At 66.6% G+C, this 14,641-nt stretch carries 15 protein-coding genes; 9 read left to right on the forward strand and 6 right to left on the reverse strand.

The annotated features are described in order from the left end of the window. Positions 1 to 6 precede the first annotated feature (6 nt). Positions 7 to 2,103 (reverse strand): S9 family peptidase, encoded by a 2,097-nt coding sequence (locus D3H54_RS25205; RefSeq protein WP_149382222.1) that lies wholly within the window; start codon positions 2,101 to 2,103, stop codon positions 7 to 9. After that, the gene (locus tag D3H54_RS25210) at positions 2,100 to 2,996 is read right to left on the reverse strand and encodes a phosphoribosylaminoimidazolesuccinocarboxamide synthase (protein WP_149382224.1); all 897 of its coding nucleotides are present in this window, start codon (positions 2,994 to 2,996) and stop codon (positions 2,100 to 2,102) included. Before D3H54_RS25210 ends, D3H54_RS25205 begins: the two co-directional genes overlap by 4 nt. 51 nt (positions 2,997 to 3,047) lie before the next feature. Between D3H54_RS25210 and D3H54_RS25215 the strand changes: the two genes are divergently transcribed. The 8 genes from D3H54_RS25215 (at position 3,048) to D3H54_RS25250 (ending at position 9,553) form a co-directional block, all read left to right on the forward strand. Further along, positions 3,048 to 3,686 (forward strand): hypothetical protein, encoded by a 639-nt coding sequence (locus D3H54_RS25215; RefSeq protein ID WP_149382226.1) that lies wholly within the window; start codon positions 3,048 to 3,050, stop codon positions 3,684 to 3,686. A gap of 74 nt (positions 3,687 to 3,760) precedes the next feature. Beyond that, entirely contained in the window at positions 3,761 to 4,621 is an 861-nt protein-coding gene (locus D3H54_RS25220; protein ID WP_149382228.1) for a type IV toxin-antitoxin system AbiEi family antitoxin domain-containing protein, read from the forward strand. 104 nt (positions 4,622 to 4,725) lie between these two features. Beyond that, complete coding sequence (locus D3H54_RS25225) at positions 4,726 to 6,081, forward strand: aromatic ring-hydroxylating oxygenase subunit alpha (protein ID WP_149382230.1); 1,356 nt, start codon at positions 4,726 to 4,728, stop codon at positions 6,079 to 6,081. After that, positions 6,078 to 6,605: a hypothetical protein gene (locus D3H54_RS25230; RefSeq protein ID WP_149383730.1), complete on the forward strand. Its 528-nt coding sequence runs from the start codon at positions 6,078 to 6,080 to the stop codon at positions 6,603 to 6,605. The genes D3H54_RS25225 and D3H54_RS25230 overlap by 4 nt, the downstream gene beginning before the upstream one ends. Next, positions 6,605 to 7,030: a hypothetical protein gene (locus D3H54_RS25235; protein ID WP_149382232.1), complete on the forward strand. Its 426-nt coding sequence runs from the start codon at positions 6,605 to 6,607 to the stop codon at positions 7,028 to 7,030. Before D3H54_RS25230 ends, D3H54_RS25235 begins: the two co-directional genes overlap by 1 nt. Positions 7,031 to 7,044: 14 nt before the next feature. Then, positions 7,045 to 7,236 carry a ferredoxin gene (locus tag D3H54_RS25240; protein WP_149382234.1) on the forward strand — a complete coding sequence of 64 codons (192 nt, stop codon included), beginning with the start codon at positions 7,045 to 7,047 and terminating at the stop codon, positions 7,234 to 7,236. Then, a complete protein-coding gene (locus tag D3H54_RS25245) occupies positions 7,236 to 8,798 on the forward strand; it encodes a GMC family oxidoreductase (protein ID WP_149382235.1) in 1,563 nt (520 codons plus the stop codon). The genes D3H54_RS25240 and D3H54_RS25245 overlap by 1 nt, the downstream gene beginning before the upstream one ends. Next, positions 8,795 to 9,553 (forward strand): amidohydrolase family protein, encoded by a 759-nt coding sequence (locus D3H54_RS25250; protein ID WP_149382237.1) that lies wholly within the window; start codon positions 8,795 to 8,797, stop codon positions 9,551 to 9,553. Before D3H54_RS25245 ends, D3H54_RS25250 begins: the two co-directional genes overlap by 4 nt. On the opposite strand, the gene D3H54_RS25255 is transcribed toward D3H54_RS25250, so the two are convergent. Next, positions 9,541 to 10,194, reverse strand: coding sequence for a TetR/AcrR family transcriptional regulator (locus D3H54_RS25255; RefSeq protein ID WP_149382238.1), 654 nt, complete (start codon positions 10,192 to 10,194; stop codon positions 9,541 to 9,543). The two genes, D3H54_RS25250 and D3H54_RS25255, sit on opposite strands and share 13 nt — an antisense overlap. A 51-nt stretch (positions 10,195 to 10,245) precedes the next feature. On the opposite strand from D3H54_RS25255, the gene D3H54_RS25260 reads away from it, so the two are divergent. Then, positions 10,246 to 11,067, forward strand: a complete 822-nt coding sequence (locus D3H54_RS25260; protein ID WP_149382240.1) for a mycofactocin-coupled SDR family oxidoreductase — start codon at positions 10,246 to 10,248, stop codon at positions 11,065 to 11,067. On the opposite strand, the gene D3H54_RS25265 is transcribed toward D3H54_RS25260, so the two are convergent. Genes D3H54_RS25265 through purB form a run of 3 tightly spaced genes read right to left on the reverse strand, consistent with a single transcriptional unit; the run spans position 11,035 to position 14,630 of the window. Continuing rightward, positions 11,035 to 11,979: a tellurite resistance/C4-dicarboxylate transporter family protein gene (locus D3H54_RS25265; protein ID WP_286198999.1), complete on the reverse strand. Its 945-nt coding sequence runs from the start codon at positions 11,977 to 11,979 to the stop codon at positions 11,035 to 11,037. The genes D3H54_RS25260 and D3H54_RS25265 overlap by 33 nt on opposite strands. 1 nt (position 11,980) lies before the next feature. Further along, positions 11,981 to 13,207, reverse strand: coding sequence for a cytochrome P450 (locus D3H54_RS25270; protein WP_149382242.1), 1,227 nt, complete (start codon positions 13,205 to 13,207; stop codon positions 11,981 to 11,983). 4 nt (positions 13,208 to 13,211) lie between these two features. Further along, positions 13,212 to 14,630, reverse strand: coding sequence for an adenylosuccinate lyase (gene purB, locus D3H54_RS25275; RefSeq protein ID WP_149382243.1), 1,419 nt, complete (start codon positions 14,628 to 14,630; stop codon positions 13,212 to 13,214). Positions 14,631 to 14,641: the final 11 nt, after the last annotated feature.

The raw sequence follows: 14,641 nt of genomic DNA on the forward strand, positions 1-14,641 counted from the left end.
GTGAGGTTACGCGAAGTGTTCGGCGTCGGCGGTGGCCAGCAGCCAGGCGTACTGGAACGCCGCTTCCTTCCACCGCTCGTACCGGCCGCTGATACCGCCGTGGCCCGCGGCTATCTGTGTCTTCAGCAGCACGGGATGCTCGTCGGTCTTGGTGTGCCGAAGCGCGGCAACCCACTTCGCGGGTTCGACGTACAGAACGCGGGTGTCGTTGAGCGACGTCATCGCCAGAATCGCCGGGTATTCCTTGGCTTCGACGTTCTCGTACGGCGAATAGGACTTCATATAGAAGTAGACGTCCTTGTTCTCCAACGGGTTTCCCCACTCGTCCCATTCGGTCACCGTCAGTGGCAGTGACGGGTCGAGGATCGAGGTGAGCGGGTCCACGAACGGCACCTGCGCGAGGATGCCGGCGAACAGGTGCGGCGCCAGGTTGGCCACCGCACCCATCAGCAGACCGCCGGCGCTGCCGCCGAGCGCCACCAGATTCCGCGGCCGGGTCAGCCCGGTGTCGACCAGATGCTGTGCTACCGCGATGAAGTCGGTGAACGTGTTGCGCTTCTGCAGGAGCTTGCCGTTCTCGTACCACAGCCGTCCCATCTCACCGCCACCACGAATGTGGGCGACCGCGAAGACCATCCCACGGTCGAGCAGCGAAAGCCGCGCCACCGAGAATCGCGGATCCTCCGAGGATTCGTAGGCACCGTATCCGTACAGCACTGTGGGAGCCGGGAATTCGATGCCCTCTTTGTGGACGATCGAGATCGGGACCCTGGTGCCGTCCTCGGCGATCGCCCAGTCGCGGCGCTCGACGTAGTCCTCGCTGCGGTAACCCCCCAGTACCGGCTGCTCGCGCAGCAGGGTGCGTTCACCGGTGGCGAGATCGAGATCGTAGATGCGCAGCGGAGTGACGAACGAGGTGGTGCCCACCCGCAATTTGGCTGTCGACCAGTTGGGGTTGCCGGCCAGGCCCGCCGAGGCCAGCTCGGAGTCGAAGGCGATCTCCTCGGGTGCGCCGTAGCCGTCGGTGCCGATGGGCCACAACTGAATCCGCGGTAACGCCTCCCGCCGGTAGCTGACCACCAGATGGTCGGCGAAGGCGTCGACCCCGTCCAGGCGGACGTCGTCGCGCGCGGCGATCAGGGTGCGCTGGTCGGTGGGGTCGCTGACCGGGGCCTCCACCAGGGTGAAGTTGACCGCACCGTCGTTGTGCAGGATCAGGAAGCGGTCCTCGCCGCCGATCACGGCGTGCTCCACCGAGTACTCGATGCCGTCGCGGCGCGGCAGCACCGAGGTGAACTCCGCGTTCGGATCCGCGGCGTCACCCACCCACACCTGTGAGGTGATCGCCGAGCCGGCCGCGATGATCACGTACTTGTTGCTGCGGGTTCGGCCCATGCCGACCCAGAACCGTTCGTCCGGTTCGTGGAACACCTGCTCGTCGGGCTCGCCGGAGCCGAGCCGGTGCCGCCACACGGTGTCGGGCCGCCACGCCTCGTCGACGGTGGTGTAGTACACCGTGGCATTGTCGGCCGCCCAGGTCACCCCGGACGAGATCCCGGCGATCTCGTCGGCATACAGCTCACCGGTGCGTAAGTCCTTGAACCGCAGCGTGTATCGCTCGTCACCGACGGTGTCGACCGAGTAGGCCAGCAAGTGACCGTCGAGGCTCACACTGCTGGCGCCGAGCGAGAAGAACTCGTGCCCGTCGGCTTCGGCGTTCTCGTCGAGCAGCACCTGCTCGCCGGGCACGGCGGTGTCCTCGTCGAACACCGGCGGATCCCAGTCGTCGGGACCGGCGACCGGGCAGCGGCAGTGCGCCCCGTACTGCTTGCCTTCGAAGCTGCGGCCGTAGTACCACCAGTCACCGCGGCGCGTCGGGATCGACATGTCGGTCTCTTTGGTCCGCGCCTTGATCTCGTCGAAGATCTTCTGCCGCAACGGTTCCAGATGAGCGGTGGCCTCGTCGGCGTAGGCGTTCTCCGCTTCGAGGTGGGCGATGACCTCAGGATCGGCCTTCTCGCGCAACCATTCGTAGGGGTCGACGAAGACGTCGTCGTGGAACACCCGCCGGGTGTCGACCCGCTTCGCGATGGGTGGGTTCATGCGCCTGCTCCGATCCAGTCGTCGAACGACAGTCCCGAAATGCGTTCGTATGCCTCAATGTAACGCGCGCGGGTGGCCCGGACGATCTCGTCCGGCAGAGGCGGTGGTGGCGCCGAACCATAGCGGTCCCAACCTGATTCGGGCCCGGTGAGCCAGTTGCGGACGAACTGCTTGTCGAAACTGGGCTGCACCACACCGGCCTGATAGCTGTCGGCCGGCCAATACCGCGACGAGTCAGGGGTGAAGACCTCGTCGGCCAGTACCACCCGGTCGTCGGCGTCCACACCGAACTCGAATTTGGTGTCGGCGATGATGATGCCCTTCATCAGCGCGTGAGCGGCGGCCTGCTGGTAGATCTGCAGCGTGCGTTCGCGAAGCTGGTTGGCGCGCACCGGGCCAACCAGCTCGACGGCCCGGTCGAACGAGATGTTCTCGTCATGTTCGCCGAGTTCGGCCTTGGTCGCCGGGGTGAACAGCGGCTCGTCGAACCTGCTCGCCTCGACCAGGCCGGGCGGCAGCGCGATGCCGCACACCGTGCCGTCGCGCTGGTAATCCAGCAGGCCCGACCCGGTCAGGTAGCCGCGGGCAACGCATTCGATCGGCACCATCTCCAGCCGCCGCACCACCAGCGCACGACCCAGCACGTCGGCGGGGATCCGCGGGTCGTCGGGCGGACCCGCCAGATGGTTGGGCGCGTCAATGAAATCGAAGAAGAACACGCTCATCGCGGTGAGGATGCGACCCTTGTCGGGAATCAGGCTGTCCAGGATGTGGTCGTAGGCCGAGATCCGGTCGCTGGCGACAAACAACAGGTGTTCGTCGTCGATGGAAAAGATCTCGCGGACCTTGCCGCTGGCCAGGTGCTGATAGTCGCTCAGAGCGGGGCGGGACATCGCGTCAGCCTATCGGCCGCTGACTTGGCGCGACTGTGCTGGGATCGAGCCATGAGATCGCGGTTCCTGCCCTACGCCACCACCCCCGGCCGGCTGCTGGCGCAGTTGGTCAGCGACCTGCTGGTCGCCTCGTGGATCACCGTGTGGGTCGTGGTCGGCCTGGCGGTACACACCGCGGTCACGACGATCGCCGATGTCGGCCGTCAGGTCAAAGACGGTGCCACCGGGATCTCGGACAATCTGCATTCCGCCGGTGACAGCGCGCACAAGATCCCGTTGGTCGGCGACACCGTCGCCAAGCCGCTGCGGGCCGCCAGCGAGGCCGCCCTCGACGTCGCGGGCGCGGGCCACAACCTGGACACCACGGCAAGTTGGCTGGCGGTGGTGCTGGCGTTCGCGGTGGCGGCACCGCCGATCCTGGCCGTCGGTATGCCGTGGTTGTTCCTGCGGATCCGCTTCTTCCGCCGCAAGTGGACGGTCATCGCGCTGGCCCGCACCCCTGCCGGCGAGCAGCTGCTGGCGCTGCGTGCCCTGGCCAACCGGCCGCTGCGCAAGCTCACCGAAGTGACGTTCGACCCGGTCGGCGCCTGGCGGCGCGAGGACCCGTATGCGATCCGCGGACTGGCCACTCTCGAACTGCGCTCGGCAGGTGTGGCCGCCCCGCGCTATTGGCGGAATCCGGCGCGCTGACGAGCGCTGTGCGCACGTGATCGCGCCAAATCTTTCGATGGAACCGGCGCGGCCCCGGCGGCGTCTGTTCAGTTGTGCTCGAAGACTTGCTCCGCCGACACGACGGGGTCATCACCCTCGCGCAGGCCCAGCGCGCCGGTCTGAGCGAATTCGCCGTTCGCCGCCGCGTGCGCTCAGGTCAATGGCGCCGTTGCGCCCTGGGCGTGTACTTCGCCGACGATCGGCCTTTCACCCCTGCAGCCCGAATACGAGCCGCGGTATGGGGTCGCGGGCCTCGCGCCACTGCCAGCGGGCTTGCCGCCGCGTGGTGGCTGGGTCTCATCGCGACCGCCCCGGACACCGTCGAGATCACCGTGCCGCGCAACAGCCACGGTCGAGCTGCTCGTGGGACTCGCCTGCGCCGGTGTGATCTTGCCGAGGTCGACATCATCGAGCACCGATCGCTACGAGTGACCGCACCCGCGCTCACGGTCATCGAGGCGGCCGTATGCCCAGGCGGCGGGCCGGCCATCATGGACACCGCTCTCCAGCGTCGAGTCAGATTGATCGAACTCGAACGTGCCCATGCGCGCAATCTCGGTCGCCGCGGATCCACCGCCGTCCGGCGTCTGCTTGACACAGCCGCCGGTGGCGCGCGATCGGAAGCAGAACGGCTGATGATCCGGTTACTCCGGCAAGCCGAAATCACTGGCTGGAAGGCGAACTTCGCGGTTGGCGGTTACGTCGTCGACATCGCTTTCCCACACCAGCGCGTCGCGATCGAGATCGACGGCTGGGCATTCCACAGCGACCAGGCCGCATTCCAGAACGACCGCATCCGACAGAATCGGCTCGCCCTGCAGGGCTGGCAGGTGCTCCGCTTCACCTGGCTGGATCTGACGCAACACCCGGATCGGGTACTGAATCAGGTACGCGTGGCCATTTCGGCGCGCTGACGAGCGCTGTGCGCACGTAACCGCACCAAAACCTTGACACTGCGGCCCGACGGTCGCAGAGTAATCAATCAAACGATTGATTACTGCCCTGGAGGGGTTCATCGATGACGTCTACAGCCCTGCCCGGCGACTGGGTGGACCACGCGCCGGGACTCGACGATCTGGCGGGCAGCTTCACGTCTCAGGTCTCCACCGACCGCTACCGATCGCGGGAGTACGCCGAACGCGAGCGTGAGGCGATCTGGATGAAGACGTGGCAGATCGCCGGCCGGGTGGACGACCTTCCCAAAGTCGGCGACTGGATGGAATACACGATCTACGACCAGTCCTTCCTCATCGTGCGGGGCAAGGACGAGAAACTGCGCGGTTTCGTCAACGCCTGCCGGCATCGCGGAAATGCCATCTGCCAGGGCCGCACCGGCAACGCCAAGCGCGGCTTTCTGTGCCAATACCATCTCTGGTCTTACGACCTCGACGGGCGGCTCAAGGGACTGCTGCGGGAACAGAACGCCGGCGGCATCGACAAGAGCGACAACTCGCTGATCACAGTTCCGGTGGACACCTTCGGCGGATTCATCTTCATCAACCCCGATCCCGGCGCCCAGCCGCTTGGGGAGTGGATCGGTGCGGAGGCGATGGCGACTCTGCAGCCGTATCACCTCGAACTGATGTCGACGGTGATGAACGTCCGAGAAGCGCTGGACTGCAACTGGAAAGTCGTGATGGACGCCTTCAACGAGGGCTATCACGTCAACGGAGTCCACCCACAACTGCTGGCAGTGCTCAACATCCAGCCCGAGACCACGCGCTACAAGTTCTTCGAGAACCACACCATCGCGATGGCCCCGTTCGACGTCGTGGGGGCCACCCCCGAAAAACAGGTCGAGGGCACGCTGTCGCTGCCCGAGACCTTCCCAGGCACGGTCGCGGTGATCCCTCGATTCCAAGAACTCGTCAAGGAGTACACCGCGGACGACGGCTCCATCGACTTCCCCGACGGTGTCACGGCGCGCACGCTGCTGCAGAAGGCAACCCGCGCGCACCTCACCGAGATCGGCTTGGACGTCAGCGGCCTGACCGACGCCCAGATGAGCGACAACCACGGCTGGTTCCTCTTCCCCAACTTCATGATGACCATCAGGGCCGGCGAGTGCCACGTGATCCTGGCGAGGCCGCACCCCGATGGGGACCCCAACCGGTGCATCTGGCATGTCGCGAGCTACATGTATCTGCCACCGGAGATGGCGGCGGCGTTCACCGTTGACCTGACCGAGGTCGACGAACCAGGCAGTCACAAGTATTTCGAAGCGCTGCAACAGGATTATGAGCAGATGCAGCGTCAGCAGGCAGGGCTGCGCAACGTCAGCCTCGATCACCTGATGCTGGTGAACGAGGAGATCGTCGTCGCAAAGTTTCACGACACCATGGATCGATGGATGGCAGGAAAGGCCGCACAGTGAATCTCGAAGAACGCATCTCGCTGCATACCCGGATGGCCCGGGCCTACGGTGACGCCTACCTGCGCCAGGGTGTGCAGGACGGCGAAAAGTTCGTCGACGTCTGGAAATTCCACCCGGTCTGCATGTATGCCTCGCCGTACTTCACCGGCGACGAGGCGTTCAAGCTCAGCGAGTTCCCGGAGGAGTCCGCTCGCGCCTCGACCATGGAGGCCAAGGTCTACTCACTGCGGTTCCCGGACTGGAAGCCCGTCGATTTCAAGCACTGGCCGGCCGACAACGGCTTCGTCATGAAGACCCGCTGGCAGGGCACCAACTCCGACACCGGTGCCGTAATGGGCTTCTACTCTTACAGTTTCATCGACACCGACGACAACGGTGACGTGGTGCGCTGGGAGACCCACGTCAACAGCGAGTACAGCGACTTCCTGGATGTCGCGATCGGCGTGCACGGGCCGTTCCACGGAACCCACGAATACACCGACGCCTTGGATCGCCGGCTGGCCGAGGAGGGATTGACCGTCTGATGACGTTGTCGCAGAGGGTGCTGGACTACAGCGCCCTGATGAAGCGTCTGGTCGACGAGGCCAAACAGCCGGGCTTCGGCACCGAGAGCTGGGCGCCGCTGGCCGAGCTCGTCGACACGCAAAACTTCGTGCGGGTCGGCAATTTCAAAGAGGTGATGAACTGGGACACCTACATCGCGTTCCTGACCAACTGGGCGACATCATCGGAGTGGGAGTCGGAATTCAAGCGGGTCACCGAGGCCGGCAGCGTGGTGTTCCTCGAACTCGAGGAGCGCAGCAGAATCGGCGACTTCAGCAACTCGGTCAACTCGGTGTCGGTCTACGAGTTCGACCAGAGCGAAAAGATCACCCGTATCGACGTATACCTCCAAATGTCGCTGCCCGATCCCGATATGCTCGCGAGCTACGAAGGTGTCGAGATCTGACGGATAGGGAACCGATGAAGGCTTCGGTGGATCCCGACCGCTGCGCCGGGCACGGCGACTGCGTGTCGACGTGCCCGGACGTGTTCGCGTGGACCGCCGACGGCTACGCCGAGGTGGTGCTCGACGAGATACCGGACCAGTACCAGGATCTCGTCGCCACGGCCGTGCAGGACTGCCCCGAACACGCGATCAGCGCGCAAGGCTAGTGGCCGCATTCGACTACATCGTCATCGGCGCAGGGTCGGCGGGCTGTGCCGTGGCCGCACGCGTGGCAGAAGGACATTCACGCGTCCTGCTGCTGGAGGCCGGCGGTTCGGATCGGCGCCTGACGGTGCGGGCGCCGCTGGCCTTCGCCGCGCAGATGGGTAGCGCGACCGACTGGGACTACCGCACGGCACCCGAACCGGCGTGCGACGGCCGGACCATCCCGCAACCCCGGGGTCGCGTGCTCGGCGGAACCAGCTCGATGAACGCGATGGTGTGGATCCGCGGCACCCGACTCGACTACGACGGCTGGGACCTGCCCGGCTGGGGGTGGTCCGATGTCGAGCCGGTGTTCCGCCGTATCGAGTCGCACTATCTGGGCGGCCCGTCGCACGGCACCACCGGGCCGGTCCGAATCACCCGGCTGGCGGAGCCCGACGTGACCTCCGTCCGATGGGTGGACGCCGCCCGAGCCGCCGGTGTCAGCGCCAACGAGGACATCGGCGGGCCTGATCTCGACGGGTCGTCGATTGCTCCGGTGACGATCTGGAAGGGGCAGCGCTGGAACACTGCTCGGGCGTATCTGCCTGCGGCGCGGCGTCGTTCGAACTTCAGTGTCGTGACGGGAGCCCTGGTGCACCGGGTGGTGATCCGTGACGGGCGCGCGGTGGCCGTGGAGTACGAACGCAAAGGACGCCGGCACATCGTCTCCGCCGCCCGCGAGATCGTCCTGTCGGCCGGCGCGTACGGAACGCCACAGCTGCTGCAGCTCTCCGGCATCGGCGCGGCCGACCACCTCAGCGCGGCGGGGATCACGCCGGTCGTCGAAAGCCCCCGGGTGGGAACCAACCTCACCGATCACCCCGCGGCGGCGATGAGCTGGGACGTACACCCCGGCTTAGTCGGCCTGTCGGATGCTCAGAAGCCACAATGGTTGCTCCGCTGGTTGTTTCGCCGCACCGGAAAACTCACCAGCAATGCGATGGAGGCGATCGCGCAGGTCCGGTCCCACCCCGACCTGCCTGCCCCAGATTTCCAGCTGATCCACTCCCCCAGCTACGTCAACCTGATCGCGATGGAGCAAGAACTTCGCCGCGCCTCGTCGGTGCTGCAGTCCTACTGGACCCCGAAAAGCCGCGGCACCGTGATGGCGCAGTCCGCCGATCCTCATGTGCCGCCGGAGATTCGGCTCAACACATTGACCCACCCGGACGACGTGCAGGCGTTCATCCGTATCGTGCGACGCACCCGGGAGATCGTCGGCACCGAGCCGTTCGCCTCGGTGATCACCACCGAACTGCACCCCGGCCCGTACACCGTCACCGACGCCCAGATCGAGGCGTGGCTGCGTAGTTCGATCGCCACCACCGGGCACCCCGCCTGCTCGGCCGCGATGGGCACCGACGCCGGCAGCGTACTGGACGAGAAGCTGAACGTGCGTGGCGTCACCGGCCTGCGCGTGGCCGACGCGTCGGTGTTTCCCCGTATCCCGCGGGCCAACACCAACGCGCCGGCGATCCTGGTCGGTGAGCGGTGCGCCGACTTCATCAAGGCGGACCGGTGACCCTCGCGCGTCGCCTCTTTGATGCGCATTTTCACATCATCGATCCCCGGTTTCCGCTGGTACCCAACAACGGCTACCTGCCGGAAGCCTTCACCGTCGCCGACTACCGCATGCGCGTCGATCCGCTCGACATCACCGGTGGTGCCGTGGTCAGCGGATCCTTCCAGGCTTTCGACCAGAGTTACCTCAAAGATGCTCTGGCACAACTCGGTCCGGGATTCGTCGGCGTCACCCAGATCCGCGGCGACAGCACCGACGACGAGATCCTGACACTGGACCGCTCCGGCGTGCGGGCCGTCCGGTTCAACCTGTACCGCGGCGGATCGGCGACACTCGACGATGTCGACAGCCTCGCCCGCCGCGTGCACGAGGTCGCCGGCTGGCATTGCGAGTTCTACCTCGACGCCGCTGATCTCACCGAGCTGGAGCCCCTCCTGACCGCCCTGCCCCAGATCAGCATCGACCACCTGGCCATGTCGGACGACACCGGCGGAGTGCTGCTGCGGCTGGTCGAGTCCGGCGCCGTGGTGAAGGCCACCGGCTTCGGCCGGATCAGCGTCACCGATCCCGACGCCCTGATGCGCGACATCGTGACCGCGAATCCCGCAGCACTCGTCTTCGGCAGTGACCTGCCCTCAACCCGGGCGGCAATTCCGTTCCAGGACAGCGATATCGCGCGGATAGCCGATGCCGTCGGCGCCGACCACGTCGATGCGGTGCTGGCGGCGAACGCGCGGAACCTCTACCGGCTCTGACCGAAGAGCTGGCCCCGCAGCAACTGTTTGAGTGCGGCCACCGTCGCGTGGTACTCCTCGGGCGGCGGTGTGCTGGCGGCGTATTCGTTCAGACCCCGGAAGATCAGGTACACCGCGTTGGCCGCGCTCTCCACGTCCACCCCGCGACCCAACACCTTCTCCTGGGCCCCCTGGGAGAGGATGTCGCGGATCAGGTTGCGCAGCGCCACGAATCGGGTGTCGCTGTTCTCGGCGAGGTGCAGGTGCTGCGGGCTCTCGGCGCGGATGGCCCGGTCGAAGGCGACAGCGAGCGGGTAGTCCTGCATCACCCGAACGCTTTCGTCGAGCACTGCCATCAGTTTGTCCAGGGTGGCGGCGTTGTCTTCGGCGGCCTGCTCCAGCCGGGGTACGGCGATGGTCGCGACCTCGTCGAAGGTGGCCTTGACAAGTTCAGCCTTGTTCGGAAAGTAGTGATAGAGGCTGCCGCTGGTCATGTTCGCCTCGCGAGCGATCTCGCGGATCGTCGTCCGCGAGTAGCCGACCGCCGCGACACAGCGCATGGCCGCCTCGAGGATGCGCCGCCTCGTCTCCTCGCTGTTGGCGCCCACCGGCCGGCCGAGGAGCGAGGAATTGGCCGACGCTGCACCTTTGGGTTTCGCCATCGCTTTCAGAAGCTTCTCACAGTCGCGAGCCGATCGGTTAGAGTCCGCGTCGTGGCAGACCTCATCGACACCGTCGCAGTAGTCACCGGCGCGGCCCGCGGCCAGGGCCGCAGTCATGCCGTCGCACTGGCCGCCGAGGGTGCCGACATCATCGCGATCGACCTCTGCGCGGACATCGACTCGATCCCCTACCCGCTGGCGACCAAGGACGATCTCGACGAGACCGTCCGCCTCGTCGAGGCCCAGGGCCGCCGCATCGTTCCGGTCGTCGCCGACGTGCGCGACCTCGACGCGCTGCAGGCCGGGGTACGCAACGGTGTGGACGCGCTCGGGGAGATCGACATCGTCGTGGCCAACGCCGGGGTGGTGGCGATCGGTCTCAAGGATCCGCTCGACACCGAGGTGTACCGCGACATCGTCGAGACCAACCTCAACGGGGTGTGGCACACCATCGTTGCGACCGTGCCCTCGATCATCCGCAAGGGCCGAGGCGGCTCGATCATCCTGACGAGTTCGGCGCAGGGTCTGGTCGGCAAGGGCGGTGACGGCAGCGCGGCGATGTTCGCCTATGCCGCGGCCAAACATGGTGTCGTCGGACTGATGCGCTCCGCGGCCAATGCCTATGCCCAGCACAGCATCCGGGTGAACACGGTGCACCCGAGCGGCGTCGGCACCCCGATGATCCTCAACGACCACACCCTGCGGACGTTCCAGGAGAACCCGAACGGTGCCGCGTTGTCGGGCAATCTGTTGCCGGTCCCGTTCGTCGATGCCGAGGACGTCACCAACGTGGTGGTCTTCCTGGCCGGCCCCAAGGCCCGCTACATCACCGGCGTCGCGCTACCGGTCGATGCCGGTCACGCGGTGATGTGACCGGAGGTAGAGCAGCCCGCCCGCGGCCAGAATGACCCACGCGGCGAACGCGACCCAGAAGAACACCAGCGAGATGGTGTGCAGTCCGCGCCACCCCGTTTCGGCGGCCATCGCGAAGGTCGCCGCCGAGTACATGCCGAGCGGGAACACCATCGCCCACCACACGCCCCTGAACTTCCAGCCGGCCGGGTCGTACTTGATGCGCCGGATCGCGAAGTAGGCCAGCACCGGAATCCACAGTGTCGCAAGCACCCAGGTCAGCACGGTGATCGCGACGACGGCGTCTGACGGCCAGATGCGGTGGATCCGATCCCCGGCCAGGGTAGCGATCGCCAGGCCGCCCATGAGGATCCATCCGTCGGGTTCGAACCCGTGCGGGTTCAGCCGCTCGTGGAAGGCCCGCCAGAGGATCAGCACGGTCATCACGGCGTACGCCACCAACGCCAGGGCCCAGAACACCAGCGCGCCGAACAGCCAGCGCTGATCCGCGGAGAGGATGGCCAGCCCAGAGGTGGCGACACTGGCCAGTTCCCACGCGCCATGCGAGCGGTCCCGCAACCCGAGCCAGCGGATCCGCCACATCCGCCGGACCACCACTGGCGTCAGCGTGAGCCAGAATTGCAGTGCCAGAGCGGCCAGGATCCACAGCGCTGCGCGGTACTCGGCCAGGCGCGTGCCGAGCACCGCGCACGCCGCCACGTAGGTGAACAGCCGCAGCAGCACGTCGGGGTCACCGAAGTCCGGCGCCGAACGCCGCCAGCCGAGCGCGCACACCACGACGAGGACCGGCAACGCAACCGCGGCGATCGCGGCCAGCGCCACGCTGATCCAGCGATACCCGTGGTCGGCGGCAGCTATCGAAATGATGCCGGTTGCCATCACCGCCGCGAACACGTCGGGCGGTGGCCGCACGTCAGCCAAGCTCAACGAAGAGGTGCCGAATGCCGGTGTGCCGGTTGCTGCGGGCCCATTCCACCGGCTTGACCACCTGGATCTCCGGGAAGCGGGTCAGCAGTTCCTCGTAGAGCACCCGCAGCTCCAGCCGGGCCAGGTTGGCGCCCAGGCAATAGTGCACACCCTGCCCGAAACCCAAGTGCGGGTTACGTTTACGGCCGACGTCGAAAGTATCCGGGTCGTCGAACACCGCGCCGTCGCGGTTGGCCGAACCCTCCCAGACCAGCACCTTGTCGCCCGCCCGGATCGAGCACCCACCGAGCTCGGTGTCCCGGGTTGCGGTGCGCCGCTTGGAGGGTGACGGCGAGGTCCAGCGGACGATCTCCTCCACCGCGGTCGGCAACAGTGCGGGATCCGCCCGCAGTCGCGCGCGCTGATCGGGGTGCTCAGCCAACGCCAGCAGGCCGCCGGCGACCGCGTTACGGGTGGTTTCGGCTCCCGCACTGAACAGCAGATTGAAGAACAGGTACAGCTCGATGTCGCTCAGGGACGGCGCGTCGGGGTCGTCGACAGTGGCGTTGGCCACCACCGAGAGCATGTCGTCGCCGGGCTCGGCGCGCTTCTTCGCGATCAGCTCGGAGCCGTAGGCGTAGATCCGTGATCCCGCCTCCTCGATCGACATGGTGCCGATCTCGCCTTTGCGGGAGTCACCGAAGTCGAAGCTCGGTTCGATGGCCCGGAACAACCAATGCCGTTCGCTCTCCGGCACTCCCAGCAGGATGCAGATCATCTGCATGGGCAACTCGGCGGCCACCTCGACCAGGAAATCGAAGGGCACCCCGGGCTGAACGGCATCCAGCAGTACACGGGTGCGCCGGCGCAGGTCGTCTTCGACCCGGCCGATCATCCGCGGGGTCAGGCCAGAACTGACCAGGCGCCTGATCCGGGTGTGGCGCGGATCGTCCATCATGTTGAGCACTTGACCGGCGATCGAAAGGTCCTGCAGAAGCGTGCCGCCGAACGGGCGCTGACCGCCGGTCACCGACGAGTAGGTGTCCTGATCTCGCAGCACGGCAAGGGTTTCCGGATGAGTCGCCACCGACCAGAACCCTTCGCCGTCCGGCGTGTTGTCGGTCGGCGCGTGCCAGTACACCGGTGCTTCGCGGCGGTGAATCGCGAACATGTGGTGCGGGAAACCCTCGGCGAAGTTGTCGAGGTCGGTGAAGTCGATGTCGCGCAGCAACATTGGTTTACAGGATCGCGCCGGGCGTGTACTTGGCGGCGTCCGGGTAGTCGCTGACCACGCGGTCCACCGCGACGATCACCTGGTCGACCTGACTTCCCGCCGCCCCGGTGAACGCCGCCTTGTCGGCCAGCGCGGCGTCCAGTGCGGCCCGGTCCAGCGGCAGCCGCTCGTCGGCGGCCAACCGATCCAGCAGGTCGGGTTCGGCACCCTTCTCCCGCATCGCCAGCGCGACCGCCACCGCATGTTCCTTGATGACCTCGTGCGCGGTCTCGCGGCCCACACCGGCTCGCACCGCCGCGATCAGCACCTTGGTGGTGGCCAGGAACGGCAGGTAGCGATCCAGTTCTCGCTGGATCACCGCGGGATAGGCGCCGAACTCGTCGAGCACCGTCAGGAACGTCTCGATCTGCCCGTCGACGGCGAAGAACGCGTCCGGCAGCGCCACCCGGCGCACCACCGAGCAGAAGACGTCGCCTTCATTCCATTGCGCGCCAGCCAGTTCCGCGGTCATCGACGCGTAGCCGCGCAGCACCACCTGCAGTCCGTTGACCCGCTCACAGCTGCGGGTGTTCATCTTGTGCGGCATCGCCGACGAGCCGACCTGTCCCTGCGCGAAGCCCTCGGTGACCAACTCGTGGCCGGCCATCAGCCGCACGGTGTGCGCGAACGACGACGGGCCGGCACCCAGCTGAACCAGCGCCGAGACCACGTCGTGGTCCAGCGACCGCGGATAGACCTGGCCGACGCTGGTGAAAACGGCATTGAAGCCCAGGAATTCGGCGACCCGGCGTTCCAGCTCGGCAAGCCGGACGGCGTCGCCGTCGAACAGGTCGAGCATGTCCTGAGCGGTGCCCATCGGGCCTTTGATGCCGCGCAGCGGATAACGGTCGATCAGCTCGCGAATCCGCGCCAGCGCGATCAGGGTCTCCTCGGCGGCCGACGCGAACCGCTTGCCCAACGTGGTGGCCTGCGCGGCGACGTTGTGGCTGCGGCCGGCCATCACCACATCGCGGTAGAGCACCGCCCGCTCGGCCAGGCGTGCCACCACGGCCACACCGTGGGCCTGCACGAGTTCCAGCGAGCGGCGGATCTGCAGCTGCTCGACGTTCTCGGTGAGGTCGCGGCTGGTCATGCCCTTGTGCACATGCTCGTGTCCGGCCAGCGCATTGAATTCCTCGATGCGGGCCTTGACGTCGTGGCGGGTGACCCGTTCGCGGGCGGCGATCGACGCGAGGTCCACCTGCTCGAGCACCCGCTCGTAGTCCGCGACCACGCCGTCGGGCACGTCGACGCCTAGTTCTGACTGGGCGCGCAGGACTGCCAGCCACAGTCGGCGTTCGGCCACGATCTTGGCTTCGGGCGACCAGATCGCCACCATGTCCGCGCTGGCGTAGCGGCCGGCCAGCACATTGGGGATTGTCACAATCCCACAGC

Origin of the sequence: Mycobacterium sp. ELW1, assembly GCF_008329905.1 — a bacterium.
Taxonomy (GTDB): domain Bacteria; phylum Actinomycetota; class Actinomycetes; order Mycobacteriales; family Mycobacteriaceae; genus Mycobacterium.

What these genes read in the sequence shown, in the direction of transcription:
- D3H54_RS25225 (WP_149382230.1), top strand. Translation starts at nt 4,726, where the DNA reads ATGACGTCTACAGCCCTGCCCGGCGACTGGGTGGACCACGCGCCGGGA.
- D3H54_RS25210 (WP_149382224.1), bottom strand. Translation starts at nt 2,996, where the DNA reads ATGTCCCGCCCCGCTCTGAGCGACTATCAGCACCTGGCCAGCGGCAAG.
- D3H54_RS25240 (WP_149382234.1), top strand. Translation starts at nt 7,045, where the DNA reads ATGAAGGCTTCGGTGGATCCCGACCGCTGCGCCGGGCACGGCGACTGC.
- D3H54_RS25270 (WP_149382242.1), bottom strand. Translation starts at nt 13,207, where the DNA reads ATGTTGCTGCGCGACATCGACTTCACCGACCTCGACAACTTCGCCGAG.
- D3H54_RS25255 (WP_149382238.1), bottom strand. Translation starts at nt 10,194, where the DNA reads ATGGCGAAACCCAAAGGTGCAGCGTCGGCCAATTCCTCGCTCCTCGGC.
- D3H54_RS25215 (WP_149382226.1), top strand. Translation starts at nt 3,048, where the DNA reads ATGAGATCGCGGTTCCTGCCCTACGCCACCACCCCCGGCCGGCTGCTG.
- D3H54_RS25205 (WP_149382222.1), bottom strand. Translation starts at nt 2,103, where the DNA reads ATGAACCCACCCATCGCGAAGCGGGTCGACACCCGGCGGGTGTTCCAC.
- D3H54_RS25235 (WP_149382232.1), top strand. Translation starts at nt 6,605, where the DNA reads ATGACGTTGTCGCAGAGGGTGCTGGACTACAGCGCCCTGATGAAGCGT.